This is a genomic window from Streptomyces sp. SAS_270 (assembly GCF_052543295.1).
Map to the genome: position 1 here is coordinate 93,709 of NZ_JBMNDS010000007.1, position 16,900 is coordinate 110,608.

Annotated in this window: 16 protein-coding genes; 6 read left to right on the forward strand and 10 right to left on the reverse strand. The window is 71.8% G+C overall.

Annotated features, from left to right (window positions below; genetic code table 11):
- Positions 1–14 precede the first annotated feature (14 nt).
- The 5 genes from ACN6LB_RS07170 to ACN6LB_RS07190 all read right to left on the reverse strand — a co-directional run bounded on the left by ACN6LB_RS07170 (position 15) and on the right by ACN6LB_RS07190 (position 4,734).
- Complete coding sequence (locus ACN6LB_RS07170) at positions 15–941, reverse strand: protein kinase domain-containing protein (protein WP_445025037.1); 927 nt, start codon at positions 939–941, stop codon at positions 15–17.
- Positions 941–1,519, reverse strand: coding sequence for a TIR domain-containing protein (locus ACN6LB_RS07175; RefSeq protein ID WP_356143290.1), 579 nt, complete (start codon positions 1,517–1,519; stop codon positions 941–943). The genes ACN6LB_RS07170 and ACN6LB_RS07175 overlap by 1 nt, the downstream gene beginning before the upstream one ends.
- Positions 1,520–1,601: 82 nt before the next feature.
- Positions 1,602–2,399, reverse strand: a complete 798-nt coding sequence (locus tag ACN6LB_RS07180) for a sugar phosphate isomerase/epimerase family protein (RefSeq protein WP_445025102.1) — start codon at positions 2,397–2,399, stop codon at positions 1,602–1,604.
- 32 nt (positions 2,400–2,431) lie between these two features.
- Positions 2,432–3,586, reverse strand: coding sequence for a dihydrodipicolinate synthase family protein (locus tag ACN6LB_RS07185; protein WP_445025038.1), 1,155 nt, complete (start codon positions 3,584–3,586; stop codon positions 2,432–2,434).
- On the reverse strand, positions 3,583–4,734 hold the full coding sequence (locus tag ACN6LB_RS07190; RefSeq protein ID WP_445025039.1) for a Gfo/Idh/MocA family protein: 1,152 nt from the start codon (positions 4,732–4,734) through the stop codon (positions 3,583–3,585). The genes ACN6LB_RS07185 and ACN6LB_RS07190 overlap by 4 nt, the downstream gene beginning before the upstream one ends.
- A gap of 440 nt (positions 4,735–5,174) precedes the next feature.
- On the opposite strand from ACN6LB_RS07190, the gene ACN6LB_RS07195 reads away from it, so the two are divergent.
- The 6 genes from ACN6LB_RS07195 to ACN6LB_RS07220 all read left to right on the forward strand — a co-directional run bounded on the left by ACN6LB_RS07195 (position 5,175) and on the right by ACN6LB_RS07220 (position 10,673).
- On the forward strand, positions 5,175–6,224 hold the full coding sequence (locus ACN6LB_RS07195; RefSeq protein ID WP_445025040.1) for a LacI family DNA-binding transcriptional regulator: 1,050 nt from the start codon (positions 5,175–5,177) through the stop codon (positions 6,222–6,224).
- Positions 6,225–6,435: 211 nt separating this feature from the next.
- Positions 6,436–6,885: a nuclear transport factor 2 family protein gene (locus tag ACN6LB_RS07200; protein WP_445025041.1), complete on the forward strand. Its 450-nt coding sequence runs from the start codon at positions 6,436–6,438 to the stop codon at positions 6,883–6,885.
- 145 nt (positions 6,886–7,030) lie between these two features.
- Complete coding sequence (locus ACN6LB_RS07205) at positions 7,031–7,555, forward strand: hypothetical protein (protein ID WP_445025042.1); 525 nt, start codon at positions 7,031–7,033, stop codon at positions 7,553–7,555.
- Positions 7,556–7,603: 48 nt separating this feature from the next.
- Positions 7,604–8,542, forward strand: coding sequence for a bifunctional helix-turn-helix transcriptional regulator/GNAT family N-acetyltransferase (locus ACN6LB_RS07210; protein WP_356143278.1), 939 nt, complete (start codon positions 7,604–7,606; stop codon positions 8,540–8,542).
- 11 nt (positions 8,543–8,553) lie between these two features.
- Positions 8,554–9,354 carry a sugar phosphate isomerase/epimerase family protein gene (locus ACN6LB_RS07215; protein WP_445025043.1) on the forward strand — a complete coding sequence of 267 codons (801 nt, stop codon included), beginning with the start codon at positions 8,554–8,556 and terminating at the stop codon, positions 9,352–9,354.
- A gap of 77 nt (positions 9,355–9,431) precedes the next feature.
- The gene (locus ACN6LB_RS07220; RefSeq protein ID WP_445025044.1) at positions 9,432–10,673 is read left to right on the forward strand and encodes an MFS transporter; all 1,242 of its coding nucleotides are present in this window, start codon (positions 9,432–9,434) and stop codon (positions 10,671–10,673) included.
- A 214-nt stretch (positions 10,674–10,887) separates the two neighbouring features.
- Here the strand turns inward: ACN6LB_RS07220 and rbsD are convergent, their stop codons facing one another.
- The 5 genes from rbsD to ACN6LB_RS07245 all read right to left on the reverse strand — a co-directional run bounded on the left by rbsD (position 10,888) and on the right by ACN6LB_RS07245 (position 16,771).
- Positions 10,888–11,277 (reverse strand): D-ribose pyranase, encoded by a 390-nt coding sequence (rbsD, locus tag ACN6LB_RS07225; RefSeq protein WP_356143272.1) that lies wholly within the window; start codon positions 11,275–11,277, stop codon positions 10,888–10,890.
- Positions 11,274–12,173 carry a ribokinase gene (locus ACN6LB_RS07230; RefSeq protein WP_445025045.1) on the reverse strand — a complete coding sequence of 300 codons (900 nt, stop codon included), beginning with the start codon at positions 12,171–12,173 and terminating at the stop codon, positions 11,274–11,276. The genes rbsD and ACN6LB_RS07230 overlap by 4 nt, the downstream gene beginning before the upstream one ends.
- 92 nt (positions 12,174–12,265) lie before the next feature.
- Positions 12,266–14,221, reverse strand: a complete 1,956-nt coding sequence (locus ACN6LB_RS07235; RefSeq protein ID WP_356132974.1) for an ABC transporter permease/substrate-binding protein — start codon at positions 14,219–14,221, stop codon at positions 12,266–12,268.
- Positions 14,211–15,758: a sugar ABC transporter ATP-binding protein gene (locus ACN6LB_RS07240; RefSeq protein ID WP_445025046.1), complete on the reverse strand. Its 1,548-nt coding sequence runs from the start codon at positions 15,756–15,758 to the stop codon at positions 14,211–14,213. Before ACN6LB_RS07240 ends, ACN6LB_RS07235 begins: the two co-directional genes overlap by 11 nt.
- The gene (locus ACN6LB_RS07245; protein WP_356132978.1) at positions 15,755–16,771 is read right to left on the reverse strand and encodes a LacI family DNA-binding transcriptional regulator; all 1,017 of its coding nucleotides are present in this window, start codon (positions 16,769–16,771) and stop codon (positions 15,755–15,757) included. The genes ACN6LB_RS07240 and ACN6LB_RS07245 overlap by 4 nt, the downstream gene beginning before the upstream one ends.
- Positions 16,772–16,900: the final 129 nt, after the last annotated feature.

Here is a 16,900-nt window from a genome sequence, read left to right on the forward strand (position 1 = left end):
CGTGTGGAGGGCCCTCAGCGAGCCGACCCGGGTGCGGGGAGAAGGGCCTTCACCAGGGGTGCGGCGAGTGTTTCCAGGGTCGCGCGGCCGCGTTCCTCCCAGTGCCGGCCGAGTGTCCTCTTCGCCGCCCGCCGCAGCCCTGTCAACAGCACGTCGGGGGGTGGCCGCAGGGCCGGGTCCTTGGCCAGTCCGGCGGCGAACAGCGCGTGCAGCGGCTCGGGGAGCGCGGTCGACGGCACGGGCGCCGTGCTGTGCCTGGCCATCAGGGTGAACAACTGCGGCGCGGTGAAGGGGAGTTCGCCGGTCAGGCAGACGTGCAGGACGCAGCAGGCCGCGTACACGTCCGCCTCGGGCGTCGCGGTCGCGGCGCCGCGCCAGAGTTCCGGGGCGCGCAGTCCGGGGGCGGCGCCGGTGGTCAGTGCGGCCAGCCCCAGCCCGGTCAGCGTCGTGGTCCCGTCGCTGTGCACCAGCACCTTGCCGGGCCGTACGTCGCCGTGCGCCAGCCCCCGGTCGTGCGCGGCGGCCAGCGCCCGCAGCGTCCGCCGGAAGACCGTCAGCGCGGCGGGCGCGGGCAGGGTGCCGTGCTGCTCCAGCACCCGCGCCAGGGTGCTGCCCTCGACCGCGTCGCTCACCAGGGCGCCGCCGACCGCCCCGGCCCACCGGGCGTACGCGGAAGCGAAGCGGGGTGCGTGCACATAGTGGCGGAACGCGACCGCTTCGGGCGCTGCGAGTCCGGTCAGCCGTCGGAGGTCCGCATGGAAGGCGTCCGCCCGGGGCCGGTGGATCAGCAGGGCCGCCGGTACGTAGCGCACCGCCACGAGATCGCCGGGCGCATCCGCCTCGCCGTCGAGCCGCGCCAGCACGGTCCGCCCGCAGCGGCCCCGGTGCACCTCGCGCACCTCCGTGCTCCGCGGCAGCCGCCACGGCCGGGCGACCACCATCAGGCGCCCGTCCGTCGCCGCTGCCGGTCCACGATCTCCACCAGGCGGGCGACTTCGGCGTCGTAGCGCGGGCTGCCGGGCTCTCGCAGATCCACCGGTTGCCGGATCGCGGCGAACAGCGGGAGCTCGACGTCCGCGGTTCGTGCCGGTACGAACCGCAGCCCGCCCTCGTGCGCGCGCTGGAGCAACGCCGCGTACTCGTCCTTGATCCCCCGGTCGTCCATGGTCGCGACGCCGAACAGCAGCACACCCAGCGCCGTGCTCGCCAGCGCGTTCTCGGCCTCCAGCCGCGGGAGCAGCCCGGGCGCGACCCACCGCACCAGGAACACCGACGCGCCCGCCCGCCCGAGGTCACCGGCCAGCAGCTCCGCCGCACGGGCCTCGGCGTCGGCGTAGGACACGAAGACGTCGTAGGGGACCCCCGGATCCGGCGGCGGGGGAGCGGGCGAGGGCGCGGGATCGCGGCCGGCGCCGCGGCGCCGACGTATCTGCCCCCGCACCCCGATCCAGCCGAAGTACGTGCCCGCCACCGTGGCAATCAAGCCGACGAGTGCGATCGCCAGGTTGGCCCCCTCCATGACCGGAAGTCTAGGGCGACCGGCCAGGGGACAGGGGCTGTTCCCGTGTTACGTCATCCGCCGCGCAGCAGGTGCCGTGTCGTCAGGCCGTGTGCTCCACGAACCGGGCCGCCGTCTCCGCGAGGACCTCGCGTCCGTCCCGGGCCCACAGCGCGTCGTTGAAGAGTTCCACCTCGATCGGCCCGTCGTACCCGGCCGCCTCCACATACGCCTTCCACTCGCGCATGTCGATCGAACCGTCGCCGATCTGGCCGCGTCCGTTGAGGACGCCCTCGGGCAACGGGGTGGTCCAGTCGGCGAGTTGGAAGGTGTGGATGCGACCGCCGGCGCCCGCGCGGGCGATCTGAGCGGGAGCCGTGTCGTCCCACCAGATGTGGTACGTGTCGACGGCGACGCCCACCTGGTCCGCGGGGAAGCGTTCCGCGAGGTCCAGGGCCTGGGCGAGGGTCGACACGACGCAGCGGTCGGCGGCGTACATCGGGTGCAGCGGTTCGATGGCCAGGCGTACGCCCCTCTGCGCCGCGTACGGGCCCAACTCGCCCAGCGCGTCGGCGATCCGCTCGCGCGCGCCGTGCAGGTCCTTCGACCCGGCGGGCAGCCCGCCCGAGACCAGGACGAGGGTGTCCGTGCCGAGCGTCGCGGCCTCGTCGATCGCCGCCCGGTTGTCGTCCAGGGCGCGGGCGCGCTCGGCGGGGTCGATCGCCGTGAAGAAGCCGCCGCGGCACAGGGTGGTGACGCTCAGGCCCGCGTCGCCGATCAGCTTCGCGGTGGCCTCGACGCCGTACGACTGGACGGGCTCGCGCCACAGGCCGACGCCCGGGACACCCAACTCAAGGCAGGCGTCGACCAGTTCGGGCATCGACAGCTGCTTCACGGTCATCTGGTTGATGCTGAAACGCTCAAGTGCCGTACTCACTGGGCCACTCCGTACAGGGCGAGCAGGTTCTTCATGCGGGCCTCCGCCAGCTCCGGGCTCGGGAACAGGCCCAGCTGGTCGGCGAGTTCGTAGGCCCGCGCGAAGTGCGGGAGTGAGCGCGCCGACTGCAGGCCGCCCACCATGGTGAAGTGCTCCTGGTGGCCCGCCAGCCAGGCGAGGAAGACCACGCCCGTCTTGTAGAAGCGGGTGGGCTTCTGGAAGAGATGACGGGACAACTCGACCGTGGGGTCCAGGAGTTCGCGGAACCCCTTCACGTCTCCCGTGTCCAGGACGCGGACCGCTTCGGCCGCGAGTGGGCCGAGCGGGTCGAAGATGCCGAGCAGCGCGTGGCTGAAGCCCTGCTCGTCGCCCGCGATCAGCTCGGGGTAGTTGAAGTCGTCGCCCGTGTAGCAGCGCACGCCGTCCGGGAGGCGGCGGCGCAGGTCGACCTCGCGCTGCGCGTCCAGCAGGGAGACCTTGATGCCGTCGATCTTGTCCGGGTGGGCGGCGATCACCTCCAGGAAGGTGTCCGTCGCCGCGTCCAGGTCGGACGAGCCCCAGTAGCCCTCCAACGCCGGGTCGAACATCGGGCCGAGCCAGTGCAGGACGACCGGGTCGGCGGCCTGGCGCAGCAGATGCCCGTACACGTCGAGGTAGTCCTCGGGGCCCTTGGCCGCCGCCGCGAGCGCCCGCGACGCCATGAGGATCGCCTGCGCGCCCGTCCCCTCCACGAGCGCGAGCTGCTCCTCGTACGCCGCCCGGACCTCCTCCAGGGTGGCCGGGGCCGTCAGCTGGTCGGTGCCCACGCCGCACGCGACGCGTCCGCCGACCGCCTTCGCCTCGGCGGCCGAGCGGCGGATCAGCTCCGCCGCGCCCGCCCAGTCCAGGCCCATCCCGCGCTGCGCGGTGTCCATGGCCTCGGCGACACCGAGCCCGTGCGACCACAGGTGGCGGCGGAAGGCGAGGGTCGCGTCCCAGTCGACGGCGGCGGGGCCGTCGGGGGTGACGTCGGCGTACGGGTCGGCGACGACATGCGCCGCCGAGAAGACCGTACGGGAGGTGAAGGGGGCGCCGGTGGTGACGGCGAGAGGCTCGGAGCGGGGCTCGTACGCCCTCAACCGCCCCTCTGCGCCGGGGAGTCGAATGGTCACAGGGAGACCTCCGGCACATCGAGGCGGCGGCCCTCGGCGGAGGACTTCAGGCCCAGCTCGGCGAGCTGGACTCCGCGGGCGCCGGCCAGCAGGTCCCAGTGGTAGGGCGCGTCGGCGTACACGTGCCTGAGGAAGAGCTCCCACTGCGCCTTGAACCCGTTGTCGAACTCGGCGTTGTCCGGGATCTCCTGCCACTGGTCGCGGAAGGAGTACGTCGCCGGGATGTCCGGGTTCCAGACCGGCTTCGGCGTCGAACTGCGGTGCTGCACACGGCAGTTGCGCAGGCCCGCCACCGCGGAGCCCTCCGTGCCGTCGACCTGGAACTCGACGAGCTCGTCGCGGTTGACGCGGACCGTCCAGGAGGAGTTGATCTGGGCGATCGCGCCGCCGTCGAGCTCGAAGATGCCGTAGGCGGCGTCGTCGGCCGTGGCGTCGTACGGCTTGTCCTGCTCGTCCCAGCGCTGCGGGATGTGCGTCGCGGTCAGCGCCTGGACCGACTTCACCCGGCCGAAGAGCTCGTGGAGCACGTACTCCCAGTGCGGGAACATGTCGACGACGATGCCTCCGCCGTCCTCCGTGCGGTAGTTCCAGGAGGGGCGCTGGGCCTCCTGCCAGTCGCCCTCGAAGACCCAGTAGCCGAACTCGCCGCGGATGGAGAGGATCCGGCCGAAGAAGCCGCCGTCGATCAGGCGCTTCAGCTTGAGCAGGCCCGGCAGGAACAACTTGTCCTGGACGACGCCGTGCTTGATGCCCTTGTCATGGGCGAGCCGGGCCAGCTCCAGGGCGCCGTCGAGCCCGGTGGCCGTCGGCTTCTCGGTGTAGATGTGCTTGCCCGCGGCGATCGCCGCCTTGATCGACTCCTCGCGGGCGGAGGTGACCTGCGCGTCGAAGTAGATGTCGATGGACGGGTCGGCGAGGACCGCGTCGAGGTCCGTCGACCAGTGCTCCAGGCCGTGCCGCTCGGCCAGCGCCTTCAGGGCGTGCTCGCGGCGGCCGACGAGGACCGGCTCCGGCCACAGCACGGTGCCGTCGCCGAGGTCGAGACCGCCCTGCTCGCGAAGAGCGAGGATCGAGCGGACCAGGTGCTGGCGGTAGCCCATGCGCCCGGTCACCCCGTTCATGGCGATACGCACCGTCTTGCGTGTCACGTCATTCCCTTCGTACGCGTCAGCCGCCGCGTACGCCCCAAGGGGAACAGGTGAGCGTCACAGCAAGCGCTTTCTATACGGTGAGAAGCTAGCCTCTGTGCAGTGGCTCAGGCAAGACCGCGTGGGTGACGAGATGGTCGAAATGTTCGACGATCCGGACAGGGTGGGGCCTTCGCAGGGGAGAAGGTGCCCCGGATGAGGGGAAATATCCGACGACTCGGACACGGCGTCCGGGAGGGGGCCAGGTGAGGCGGGCATGTTCGATCACCCGAACCACTGGACGCGGGGGCTCGCGCGCGATCGGATGTACGCGACTGAGACATGCGACTGAGGCGTGGGACCGAGGTGCGGAGCTGTTGCGCACGGCTGGTGGATGCGACACGACCGGATGCAGCGACTGATGTACGTGAGCGGATGTACGTGACCGGAGGACGAAATAGATGACCGTGACCCTGGCGGACGTGGCGGCCCGCGCGCAGGTCTCGCCCGCGACCGTGTCCCGGGTGCTGAACGGGAACTATCCCGTCGCGGCGTCCACGCGCGAGCGGGTGCTGCGCGCCGTGGACGAGCTGGACTACGTGCTCAACGGACCCGCCAGCTCCCTGGCCGCGGCGACCTCCGACCTCGTCGGAATCCTCGTCAACGACATCGCCGACCCCTTCTTCGGGATCATGGCGAGCGCCATCCAGAGCGAGATCGGCGGCCCCGGGGGGCGCGCGGGCGGTGAGCGGCTCGGCGTCGTGTGCAACACCGGCGGCTCCCCGGAGCGCGAGCTCACCTATCTCACGCTCCTTCAGCGCCAACGCGCCGCCGCGGTCGTCCTCACCGGCGGCGCCATCGAGAACACGGCGCACGTGGCGGCGGTCTCCGCGAAGCTGAGCAAGCTCGCGGCGGCCGGGACCCGGGTCGTCCTCTGCGGCCGGCCGCCGGTGCCCGACACCCCGGAGGCGATCGCCCTCACCTTCGACAACCGCGGCGGCGGCCGCGAACTCACCGAGCACCTCATCGGGCTCGGACACCGGCAGCTCGGCTACATCGCCGGACCCGAGGAGCGCACCACGACCCGGCACCGGCTCGAAGGCCACCGGGACGCGCTCGCCGCGCACGGCATCAAGGACGACCCGCAGCGCACGGTCCACGGCCGCTACGACCGCCGGTCCGGTTACGAGGCGACCCTCGAACTCCTGCGCCGCGACCCGTCGCTCACGGCCATCGTCGCCGCCAACGACTCCGTCGCGGTCGGCGCGTGCGCGGCGCTGCGTGAGTCCGGCCTGCGCACCCCGGACGACGTGTCCGTCGCCGGCTTCGACGACCTGCCCTTCAGCATCGACGCGGTGCCTGCGCTGACGACGGTCAGGCTGCCGCTGTCGGAGGCGGGGGCCCGGGCCGGGCGCATCGCCATGGGGCGGGAGGAGCCGCCGCCGGGGGGGATCGCCACGGTGCGGGGGGAACTGATGGTGCGGGGGTCCTCCGGACGGCCGCGGGGGTGAGGGTGCGGTTCGCTCTTTCGGCACCCGGGGGTGGTGCCGGCCCCTGCTGGGGGCTGCCGCCCCCAGACCCCCGCTTCGGCCTGAACGGCCTCGTCCTCAAACGCCGGACGGGCTGAAACGCCTCCCCGTTCCGGACGGGGCAAAAGGCCTCGCGCGCCGGACGGGCTGACCTCCTTGACCTCAAGTGGGCTTGAGGGGCGAGTGTCTGATCATGGACACAGGGACAGCAGAGATCAGCGCGCTCGTGCATCGGCTCTTCCGGGCCCTGGACGAGCGGACGTTCGGCGTCGGCTGGATGCGGGACTTCGTCACCGATGGCGTAAGGATGGAGACGCCGCTCGGGACCACCGACGGTGCTGATGCCGGCGGCGCCGCGGCGGAGGTGGCGCTCGGGCGTTACGACCGTACGCAGCACATCGCGTCCGGCATCCTCGCCGACGTGGATGCCGGGGCGGGGCGGGCCACCGTCTCCTGGAACGCGCTGATGACCCATGTCCACCACGACACCACCCGCGAGGCGCTCGGCGCGGACGCCGACCCGTTGTTCACGGTCGGCGGCTACTACGAGGCCGACGTGCTCCGCACCCCGGACGGCTGGCGCTTCAGCCGGGTCGCCGTCCGGCCGGTCTGGACGAAGGGGAGCCCGCCCCTGGGTGTGTAAAGGACATCGCTGGGCGCCGGTGGGGTGCGGCATGGTGCCCGGATGTCCGATGACCTGGCGTTTCCCGTCCTCCGTCCGCCGATCCCGGCGAGGCGTTCCGTGTGGCACGACACACGTGGTGGGCGTGCGGGACGCGTTGCCCGGCATGTCCTTCAGGACCGGCGTTCGGATGGAGCGGGTGGACGGAGAGCCCGTCGACCCGACCGGGCTGCACGGCGGAGTCGGAGGCGCCGACCTCTCCACCGACCCCGCCTTCCTGGCCCCGTATCTGCCGCTGTGGGCGGAACGGTGGGGCGCGCCGGTTGGCAGCATCGAGGACACCTTCGTCGCCCTCGCGGCGGGACACGTGCCTGAGATCTGGTGGAACTGGCTGGTGTGGCCGGACGTCCCGGAGCTGGACCTGGACGCGGAGACCACACACGCCGGAGTCTCCGTGCTCTTCAACACCCGGACGCGCGAGCTGGACGTACGGGCCGACGACCACACCGTTCTCGTACACGTGCGGAGCCTCAGCTCCATGGAGTACATGCACCGGCAGGCCTCCCTGGCCGGCCGAGCGGATCGGGAAGACCGTCGTCGGGGCTCCGCTGCGCACTCAGCAGCGCGGTGCACGGCCATGGACGGGCGGCGCGTCGGGTTCTACGCTCGACTCAGCGATACCTCTGACTGAGTCAACCATCCCGGGCCCATCCGCCCACGCCAACCACCGGGGTCGAGCATGACCGTTCAGGACATCCGTACCTTCAACCGCTTCTACACGAACGTCATCGGCGCCCTCGACTACAGCCGTCAGCTCTATGCGCCGTACACCCTCACCGAGTCCCGCGTGCTGTACGAACTCGCGCACTCGCCACGTACGGACGCCGCCGATCTGCGGGGCGAACTGTCGTTGGACGCCGGGTACCTGAGCCGGATCCTGAACAAGTTCGAGCAGGACGGGCTGATCGAGCGCGGGCCCTCGATGCGCGACCCGCGCCGGCGCCACATCGCGCTCACCGCGCGCGGGCGCGAGACCGCCGACCTGCTCGCCGAGCGCGCGAGCGAAGCCGTCGGGTCGCTGCTGTCGACCGTGCCGGCCGCCGACCGCCCGCGTCTCGCCGAGGCGATGCACACGGTGCGCGAGATCCTCTCCGAGGGCCGTCCACCCCGCCGCGAGGACGTCGTACTGCGCGGCCCGGGCCCCGGCGAACTCGGCTGGATCGTGCAGCGCAACGCAGCGCTGTACACCGCCGAGCACGGCTGGAACACCGACTACGAAGGCCTGGTGGCGAGGATCGTCGCCGACTTCGCCGAGGACCACGACCCGCACCTGGAGCGGGTGTGGATCGCCGAGCTCGACGGGCGTCCGGTGGGGTGCGTGATGTGCGTACGGGACGAGGCGCCGGGCGCCGCCCGGCTGCGGCTGCTGCTCGTCGAACCGGACGCACGGGGCCTCGGCGTCGGCGACCGGCTGGTGGACGCGGTCATCGAGTTCGCGCGCGGCGTCGGCTACCGGGAACTCGTGCTCTGGACCAACGACGTCCTCGCCGCAGCCCGCCGCATCTACCAGCGCCACGGCTTCGTCCTCGTCGCCGAGAAACCCCACCGCTCCTTCGGCAGGGATCTCCTCGGCCAGGACTGGCGTCTGGACCTGCATGGGAACGCGAGCGACGGGTAGGGTCCGGCAGCATGAAGCTGGCGTTCTCCACCCTCGGCGTACCCGGTCTCCCGATTACGGACGTGGTCCGGCTCGCGGCCACGCACGGCTATCACGGTGTCGAACTGCGCGCACACCCCGAAGAGCCGGTGCACCCGGGCATCGGACTGACCGAACGGGCCGACGTCACCGCCGAGTTCAAGGCGGCCGGCATCGAAATCCTCGGCCTCGCGGGATACGCGCGGGTCGCAGAGCCCGGCGACGACACCCCCGTCCTCACGGAGATCCGCGAACTCCTCGACCTCGCCCGCGACCTGGGCGCCCCCTACGTACGCGTCTTCCCCGGCGGCGGCAGCGAGCAGAGCCCCGGGGAGGCGGACGCGACGGCGGCCAGGCGCCTCGGCGAGGCCGCGGAGTACGCCGCCGACCTCGGCGTACGCATCCTGCTGGAAACCCACGACTCGCACCGCACCGGCGCCGACGCCATCCGCGTCCTGGGCCTGGTGGGCCACCGCCAGGTCGGCTCGCTCTGGGACGTCATGCACACCTGGCTCGGCGGCGAGCAGCCGTTGTCGACGTACGCGGCCCTCTCGCCGTTCCTCGGATACGTCCAGGTCAAGGACATCGCCTCCGCCGAGGACACCACCCCGCTGCCGCTGGGCGCGGGCGTCCTCCCGCTCGCCGAGTGCGTCGAGCTGCTCTCCCGGGAGGGCTGGGACGGCTGGCTGTGCTGGGAGTACGAGAAGCGGTGGTACGAGGCGGCGGCGCCGCTGCCGGAGCTGCTGGGGGCCGGGCGCGAGCACCTCGCGCGGCTGCTGAACGACTCCGCGTAATCCGTTCGCCCCCACCAGGGGCTTCGGGTTAACCTCCGCGCCGTGAAGCAGCCCGAGCCGTGCCCCGGCGTCCCCTCATGAGTCCGACCCGCATGTTGATCGACGTCCGGCCGCTGCGGACGTACCCGGTGTTCCGGCGGCTGCTGATCGGCCGGACCGTGTCCGTGCTCGGCAGCTTCATGACCATGGTCACCGTCATGTACCAGGTGTGGGACATGGCCCACAGCGCCGCCTGGACCGGCGCGGTCGGGCTCGCGCAGGCGCTTCCGCTGGTCGGGTTCGGGCTGTTCGCCGGTGCCTGGGTCGACCGCGGCGACCGGCGGCGGATCTACCTCGCCGCCACCGTCGGACAGGCCGCCTGCTCGGCTCTGCTCGCCGTGCAGGGCTTCACGGGCCATGTGCCGGTGGTCGGAGTGCTCGCGCTCGTCGCCGCGCAGTCCTTCTTCGCAGCGGTCGGCGGCCCGGCCGCGGGTGTCTTCGTGCCACGGCTGCTGCCGAAGGAGCAGGTCGCGGCCGGGCTCGCCCTCAACCAGATAACCGCCCAGGCGATGATGCTGATCGGCCCCGCCCTCGGCGGCCTGCTGCTCGGCTGGCTGGGCATCGGCGCCTGCTACCTGATCGACAGCCTCAGCTTCGCCCTCGCCTTCTACGGCGCCTATGGACTGCCCGCGCTGCCGCCCGAGGGCGAGCCGTCGCGGGCCGGACTCCACGGGGTGCTCGACGGGCTCCGCTTCCTGGCCGGACACCGGGTCGTGCGCGGGGCGCTGATCACCGACCTCGCGGCGACCGTGCTGTCGTTCCCCGCGAGCCTGTTCCCGCTGGTCAACGCCGAGCGGTTCGGCAACAACCCGCGCACCCTCGGTCTGTTCCTGTCGGCCCTCGCCGTCGGGGGGATCACCGCCTCCGCCCTGTCCGGCTCTGTCACCCGGTTCGGGCGCCCCGGTCTGGTGATGCTGTGCGGTGCCGGGGCCTGGGGCGGCGCGCTCGTCCTCGTCGGACTGACCACGAGTCCTTGGGCGGGCCTCGCCCTCCTGGTCCTCGCCGGCGCCGCCGACACCACCTCCGTCATCTCCCGCTCCACCATCGTGCAGACCCGGACCCCGGATGCGCTCCTGGGGCGGGTGACCGCCGCCGAGCAGATCGTCGGACAGGCCGGACCGAGTCTCGGCAACGTCCGCGGTGGCCTCGTCGCCGGCTGGACCTCCGGCACGACCGCCCTGGTCAGCGGCGGCCTGCTCTGTGTCCTGGCGGTCGCCTCCGTCGGCGCGACGACCCCCGAACTGTGGGCGGCGGAAGGCCGAAAAAAATTCTCGGAATGACGTACAACCCTTTCCGCACACCGCGGGTCGTACTTGGCATCAGGACTTCTGGAGGGGGATCTGGGGGGATCGCGGGGGTTCTGATACGGAGGGGAAACCCGAGGGGGCCCGGTCGACGGACCGGGCCCCCTCGAACGTTCCCGGGAAGCGTTCAGGACCTCCCGGGACGACTTCGCCGCCGATGCGCGGACACCGCGGACACCGGCTCAGCCACTCAGAAGAACACTCCGCAGCGCAGCAGTACGTTCGCGTACGGGCGCGCCTCCCCGGTCCGTACGACAAGACGCGCGCCCGCCGACAAGGACTTCAGCTCCTCGTGCGGGACCAGCTCCAGGGCGGGGAAGCGCGCGTCCAGCAGGGCCGTCGCCGCGGGATTGGCGTCCCGGACCTCGTGTGCGGCCGTCGCACCCTCCACCACCAGCTCCGCCAGCAGCCCGTCGACGACCTCGGCGAACGACGGCACCCCGGCCCGGAACGCCAGGTCGACGACCCGGGGCCCGTCCGGTATCGGCATGCCCACGTCGCAGACGAGCACCCCGTCCCCGTGGCCCAGCTCGGCCAGCGCTCCCGAGAGATGACGGTTCAGGATCCCGGACTTCTTCACGGGGCTGCCACCTCCTCGGCGGTCGGGAAGGACTCCTGCGCGCCCTGCCTGGTGACCGCGGCGGCCCCCACCCGGGCCGCGTACGTGGCGGCCTCCGGTGCCGGTTCGCCGAGGCCCAGCCGCCAGGCCAGCGCCGCGGTGAACGCGTCGCCCGCGCCGGTCGTGTCCACGGCCTCGACCTTCACCGCCGGAATTCGGGTGGTGGTGTCGGAGGAAGCCACCAGAGCGCCCTCGGCACCCAGCGTGATGACCACCGAGCGCGGCCCGAGGGCGAGCAGGGCCCGCGCCCAGTCCTCGGGGGAGCCGTCGAGGGAGCCGCCGGCGATGACCCGTGCCTCGTGCTCGTTGACGATCAGCGGATCGCAGGCGGCCAGCACCTCGTCGGGCAGCGGCCGCGGGGGCGAGGGGTTCAGGACGAAGCGCGAGCCCGGCGCGAGACTCCGTACGACCTCCACGACCGTCTCCAACGGGATCTCCAGCTGCGCCGAGACCACCCGGGAGGCATGGAAGAGGCTCGCCGCGGCCCGTACGTCCCCGGGCGTGAGCTTCCCGTTCGCGCCCGGCGAGACCACGATGCTGTTGTCCCCGGACGGGTCCACCGTGATCAGTGCGACCCCGGTGGGCGCCCCGCCGACCAGTACGCCCACGGTGTCGACGCCCGCCGCGCGCTGCGAGTCGAGCAGCAGCCGCCCGTGCGCGTCGTCGCCGACGCGCGCCAGCAGGGCCGTACGGGCCCCGAGGCGGGCGGCGGCGACCGCCTGGTTGGCGCCCTTGCCGCCGGGGTGGACGGCGAGGTCGGAGCCGAGCACCGTCTCCCCGGCCGCCGGCCGCCGTTCGACGCCGATCACCAGGTCGGCGTTGGCCGACCCTACGACCAGAAGGTCGTAGTCGTACATGAACTGTCTCCCTGCATAGGTGACTTGATGGGACAACCGGGGGTGGGCGGTCTCGTGGAGCGCCCCCCCCCGGCCGGTCGGTCGGAGGCCTCTCAGCCGCCGAAGCCCGCCACGTTCTTCGACGTGACCACCTTCACCGGCACCTTCACCGTCTCGGCGGTCTTCTTGCCGTCGGCCGCCTTCAGCGCGTTCTCGACGGCGATCCGGCCGAGCTCCTTCGGCTGCTGGGCCACGGACGCGTAGAGCGTGCCCGCCTGTACGGCCTTCAGACCGTCGGGGGTGCCGTCGAAGCCGATGACGGAGACCGACTTGCCGGCCTTGGAGCCGAGCGCCTTGATCGCGCCGAGCGCCATCTCGTCGTTCTCGGCGAACACACCGTCGACGTCGGGGTGGGCCTGGAGCAGGTTCGTCATCACGTCGAGGCCCTTGGTGCGGTCGAAGTCCGCGGGCTGCTGGGCGACGACCTTGATGCCCGGGTAGGCCTTCAGGCCCTCGGCGAAACCGGCCCCGCGCTCGCGGCTCGCCGACGTTCCGGCCAGCCCCTGGAGGATCACGATCTTGCCCTTGCCGCCCAGCTTCTCGGCCATCGCCTTGGCGCCGAGCTTGCCGCCCTCGATGTTGTCGGAGGCGACCAGCGCGGCCGTGTCGGCCTTGTTGACGCCGCGGTCCACGCCGACGACGGGGATGTCGGCCTTGTTCGCGGAGCGCACCGAGGGGCCCGCGGCGTCCGAGTCCACCGGGTTGACGATGATCGAGCCGACCCCGGAACTGGTGAAGTTCTGCAGCTGGTTGGCCTGCTGGGAGGCGTCGTTCTGCGCGTCCGTCACCGTCAGGTCGGCGCCCAGCTTCTTCGCCTCCTCCTGCGCACCCGCCTTGATCTGCACGAAGAACGGGTTGTTCAGGGTGGAGAGGGACAGGCCGATCTTCTTGTTCGCCGCGGCCGAGGAGTCGTCGTTGTGCAGGAACGACATCGCTCCGACGACGGCGGCCGCGACCACCGCGGCGATCACGTACGTCGCCGCCTGCCGGCCCCGGTCGCCACCGCTCGACGTACCGGCGGCCACCGGGGTCGCCCCGGCCTTGCGGCGGACCGTGTCGAGGAGCACCGCGAGCGCGATGACGACACCGATGACGACCTGCTGCCAGAACGCGGACACCGACAGGAGGTTGAGGCCGTTGCGCAGCACCGCGAGGATCAGCGCGCCGATCAGGGTGCCGGACGCCTTGCCGGTGCCGCCCGCGAGGGAGGCGCCGCCGATGACGACCGCGGCGATCGCGTCCAGCTCGTAACCCTGCGCGGCCTGCGGCTGCGCGGAGGAGAGGCGGGAGGCGAGGACGATGCCCGCGGCGGCCGCGAAGAGACCGGAGAGGGCGTAGATCGCGATCTTCTGCTTCTTCACCCGGAGGCCGGAGAGACGGGCCGCCTCCTCGTTGCCGCCGATCGCGTACATGGAGCGGCCGATGTACGTACGGCCGAGGATCACGGCGGTGATCAGGCCCATCACGACCATCACCAGGACCGGCACCGGCAGCCAGCCGCCCAGGGTGTCACCGAGGTGCGAGACCGAGTCGGGGAACGCGATCGGGCTGCCCTGCGAGATGACGAGCGACAGGCCGCGGCCCACCGAGAGCATGGCCAGCGTCGCGATGAACGGCGGCAGCTTCCCGTACGAGATCAGGACGCCGTTGACGAAGCCGCAGGCTATGCCGGTGGCGATCGCGAGGATCACCGCGATCCAGACCGGGACGCCCTCCGAAGTGGCCATCCAGGCAAGGACGGTGGCGGAGAGCGCGGCGACCGAGCCGACCGACAGGTCGATGCCCGCCGAGACGATCACGAAGGTGACGCCGAAGGCGAGGATCGCCGTCACGGCCGCCTGGACGCCGATGTTGAGCAGGTTGTCCGTCGTCAGGAAGTCGCCGGACAGCGCCGACATCGCGACGACGAGGACGATCAGCGCGCTGAGCGCACCGTTGTCGAGCAGGAGGCGGCGGACCGCCGAGGCGCCACTCGCGCCCGTTGTGCTCTTGAGCGTGTCAGTGGCCACGGGGGGCCTCCTTCTCGGTCTTTTCGGTGTTCGTGCCGGCGGCTTCCGTGTTCGTGCCGACGGCGAGGGCCATCACCGAGTCCTGGGTGGCCTCGGCGGCGGTGAGTTCGCCCGCGATGCGGCCCTGCGCCATGACGAGGACCCGGTCGCTCATGCCCAGGACCTCGGGCAGGTCGCTGGAGATCATCAGGACGGCGGCGCCGGCGGCCGTCAGTTCGTTGACGAGCTGGTAGATCTCGACCTTGGCGCCGACGTCGATACCGCGCGTCGGCTCGTCGAGGATCAGCACCTTGGTGTCGGCGAGCAGCCACTTGCCGATGACGACCTTCTGCTGGTTGCCGCCGGAGAGGGTGCGCACATGCTGGCCGAGCCCGGCCATCCGGACGCCGAGCTGCTCGGCGATCCGCGCGGCGGACTCCCGCTGGCTCTTGAGGTCGACGAACCCGCCGTGGGTCGCGGTGCGCAGTGTCACCAGGCCGAGGTTCTCCTCGACGGAGGCGTCGAGGACGAGCCCCTGCCCCTTGCGGTCCTCCGGCACGAGCCCGATCCCCGCGGTCATCGCCGCGTTGACGTCGTGCCGCGGCAGCCGTGCCCCGGCGACCTCGACGGACCCCTTGTCGTAGGGGTCGGCGCCGAAGACGGCCCGTACGACCTCGGTACGTCCGGCACCGACGAGCCCCGCGATGCCGACGACCTCACCGGCGCGCACCTCGAAGCTCACGTCGCGGAAGACGCCGTCCTTGGTGAGCCCCTCGACGGTCAGCAGCGCGGCACCGGTGTCGGCCCGTTCGCGCGGGTACTGCTGTTCGATGGAGCGGCCCACCATGAGGCGTACGAGTTCGTCCTCGGGCGTGGACGCGGGCACCTGGCCCACGCTCCTGCCGTCGCGGATGACCGTGACCCGGTCGCCCAGGGCGGCGATCTCCTCCAGGTGGTGCGTGATGAAGACGATGCCCACGCCGTCCTCGCGCAGCCGGCGCACGATGGTGAAGAGCTTCTCGACCTCTTCGGAGGTGAGCACGGCGGTGGGCTCGTCCATGATGAGCACGCGCGCGTTCAGGCTGAGCGCCTTCGCGATCTCGACCATCTGAAGGCGTGCGATACCGAGTTCACGGACACGCGCGCGTGGGGACACGTTGACGCCGACACGCTTCAGCAGTGCCTCGGCGTCGGTCTCCATGGTCTTGCGGTCGATCAGTCCGAAGCGGCGGGGCTGCCGGCCCAGGAAGATGTTCTCGGCGACCGTCAGATCGGGGACCAGGTTGAACTCCTGGTAGATCGTCGCGATGCCGAGGCGCTCGGAGTCCTGCGCCCCGTGGATGCGCTCTTCCTTGCCGTCGACCAGGACACGTCCTGAATCGGGCTGGTAGGCGCCGGACAGCATCTTGATGAGGGTGCTCTTGCCCGCGCCGTTCTCGCCGAGCAGCACGTGCACCTCGCCGCGGCGCAGATCGAAGTCGACGCTGTCGAGCGCGACCACACCGGGGAAGGTCTTGCGTATCCCTTCGATACGCAGCAACTCGTCCGGGTTGCTCACGGGTTGCTCCTGTTCGTTACGGGGGACTCGCCGCACGAGCGGCGCACGACGAGTCGGGCGGGGAGGGTGACGGACTGCGGGGGCCGTCCCTCGATGCGGTCGATCAGGGCCCGTACGGCGGCCCTGCCCAGCTCGCCCGTCGGCTGGGCGATCGCCGTGATCGGCGGATCGGTGTGCACGAACCACGGGATGTCGTCGAACGCGGCGAGCGCGAGGTCCTCGGGAACCCGCATCCCGCGCGCGCGGACCGCGTCCAGCGCGCCGAGCGCCATCAGGTTGTCCGCGGCGAAGACGACCTCGGGCGGCTCGGGCAGGTCGAGGAACCCCTCGGTCGCCCGGCGCCCGCTCTCGGCCTGGAAGTCGCCCTGGCCTATGTAGGCGTCGGGGAGTTCCAGACCGTGGGCGGCGAGTGCCTCGCGGAAGGCCTCCACGCGTTCGCTGCCGGTGGTGGTCGCCGCCGGGCCCGCGATGATGGCGAGCCTGCGGTGGCCGAGGCCGTGCAGATGGGCGACGAGATCGCGGACTGCCGCGCGCCCGTCCGCCCGCACCACGGGCACGTCCACGCCCGGGATCCAGCGGTCCACGAAGACCATCGGGGTCCCCGCGCGGGCGGCGCCCAGCAGCGCGGGCGAGCCGCCGTCGGCGGGGGAGACGAGGAGGCCGTCGATACGGCGGTCCAGGAGCGTACGGACGTGGTGGTCCTGCAGCTCGGGCCGCTCGTCGGCGTTGCCGATGATGACGCTGTAGCCGAGCGCGCGGGCCTCCTCCTCGACGGAGCGGGCCAGCTCGGTGAAGTACGGGTTGAGTACGTCGCTGATGACCAGGCCGAGGGTGCGGGTCTGGTCGGTGCGCAGGGAACGGGCGACGGCGTTGGGGCGGTAGCCCAGCGTGTCGACGGCAGCCAGGACGCGGGTGCGCGCCTCGGGGCTGACGGACGGATGGTCGTTCAGGACACGCGAGACCGTGGCGACGGATACGCCCGCCTCGGCGGCGACGTCCTTGATGCTCGCCATCGTCGCTCCACCTCCTCGTGGAATCGATTACACGACTTCGTGTACCGAGGATTGGAATCGATTACACGGGACTTTGGCAAGACCCTGAGACTCGATTGTGATGAAGCCCGCCGCAGGTGCGCGGCCTGG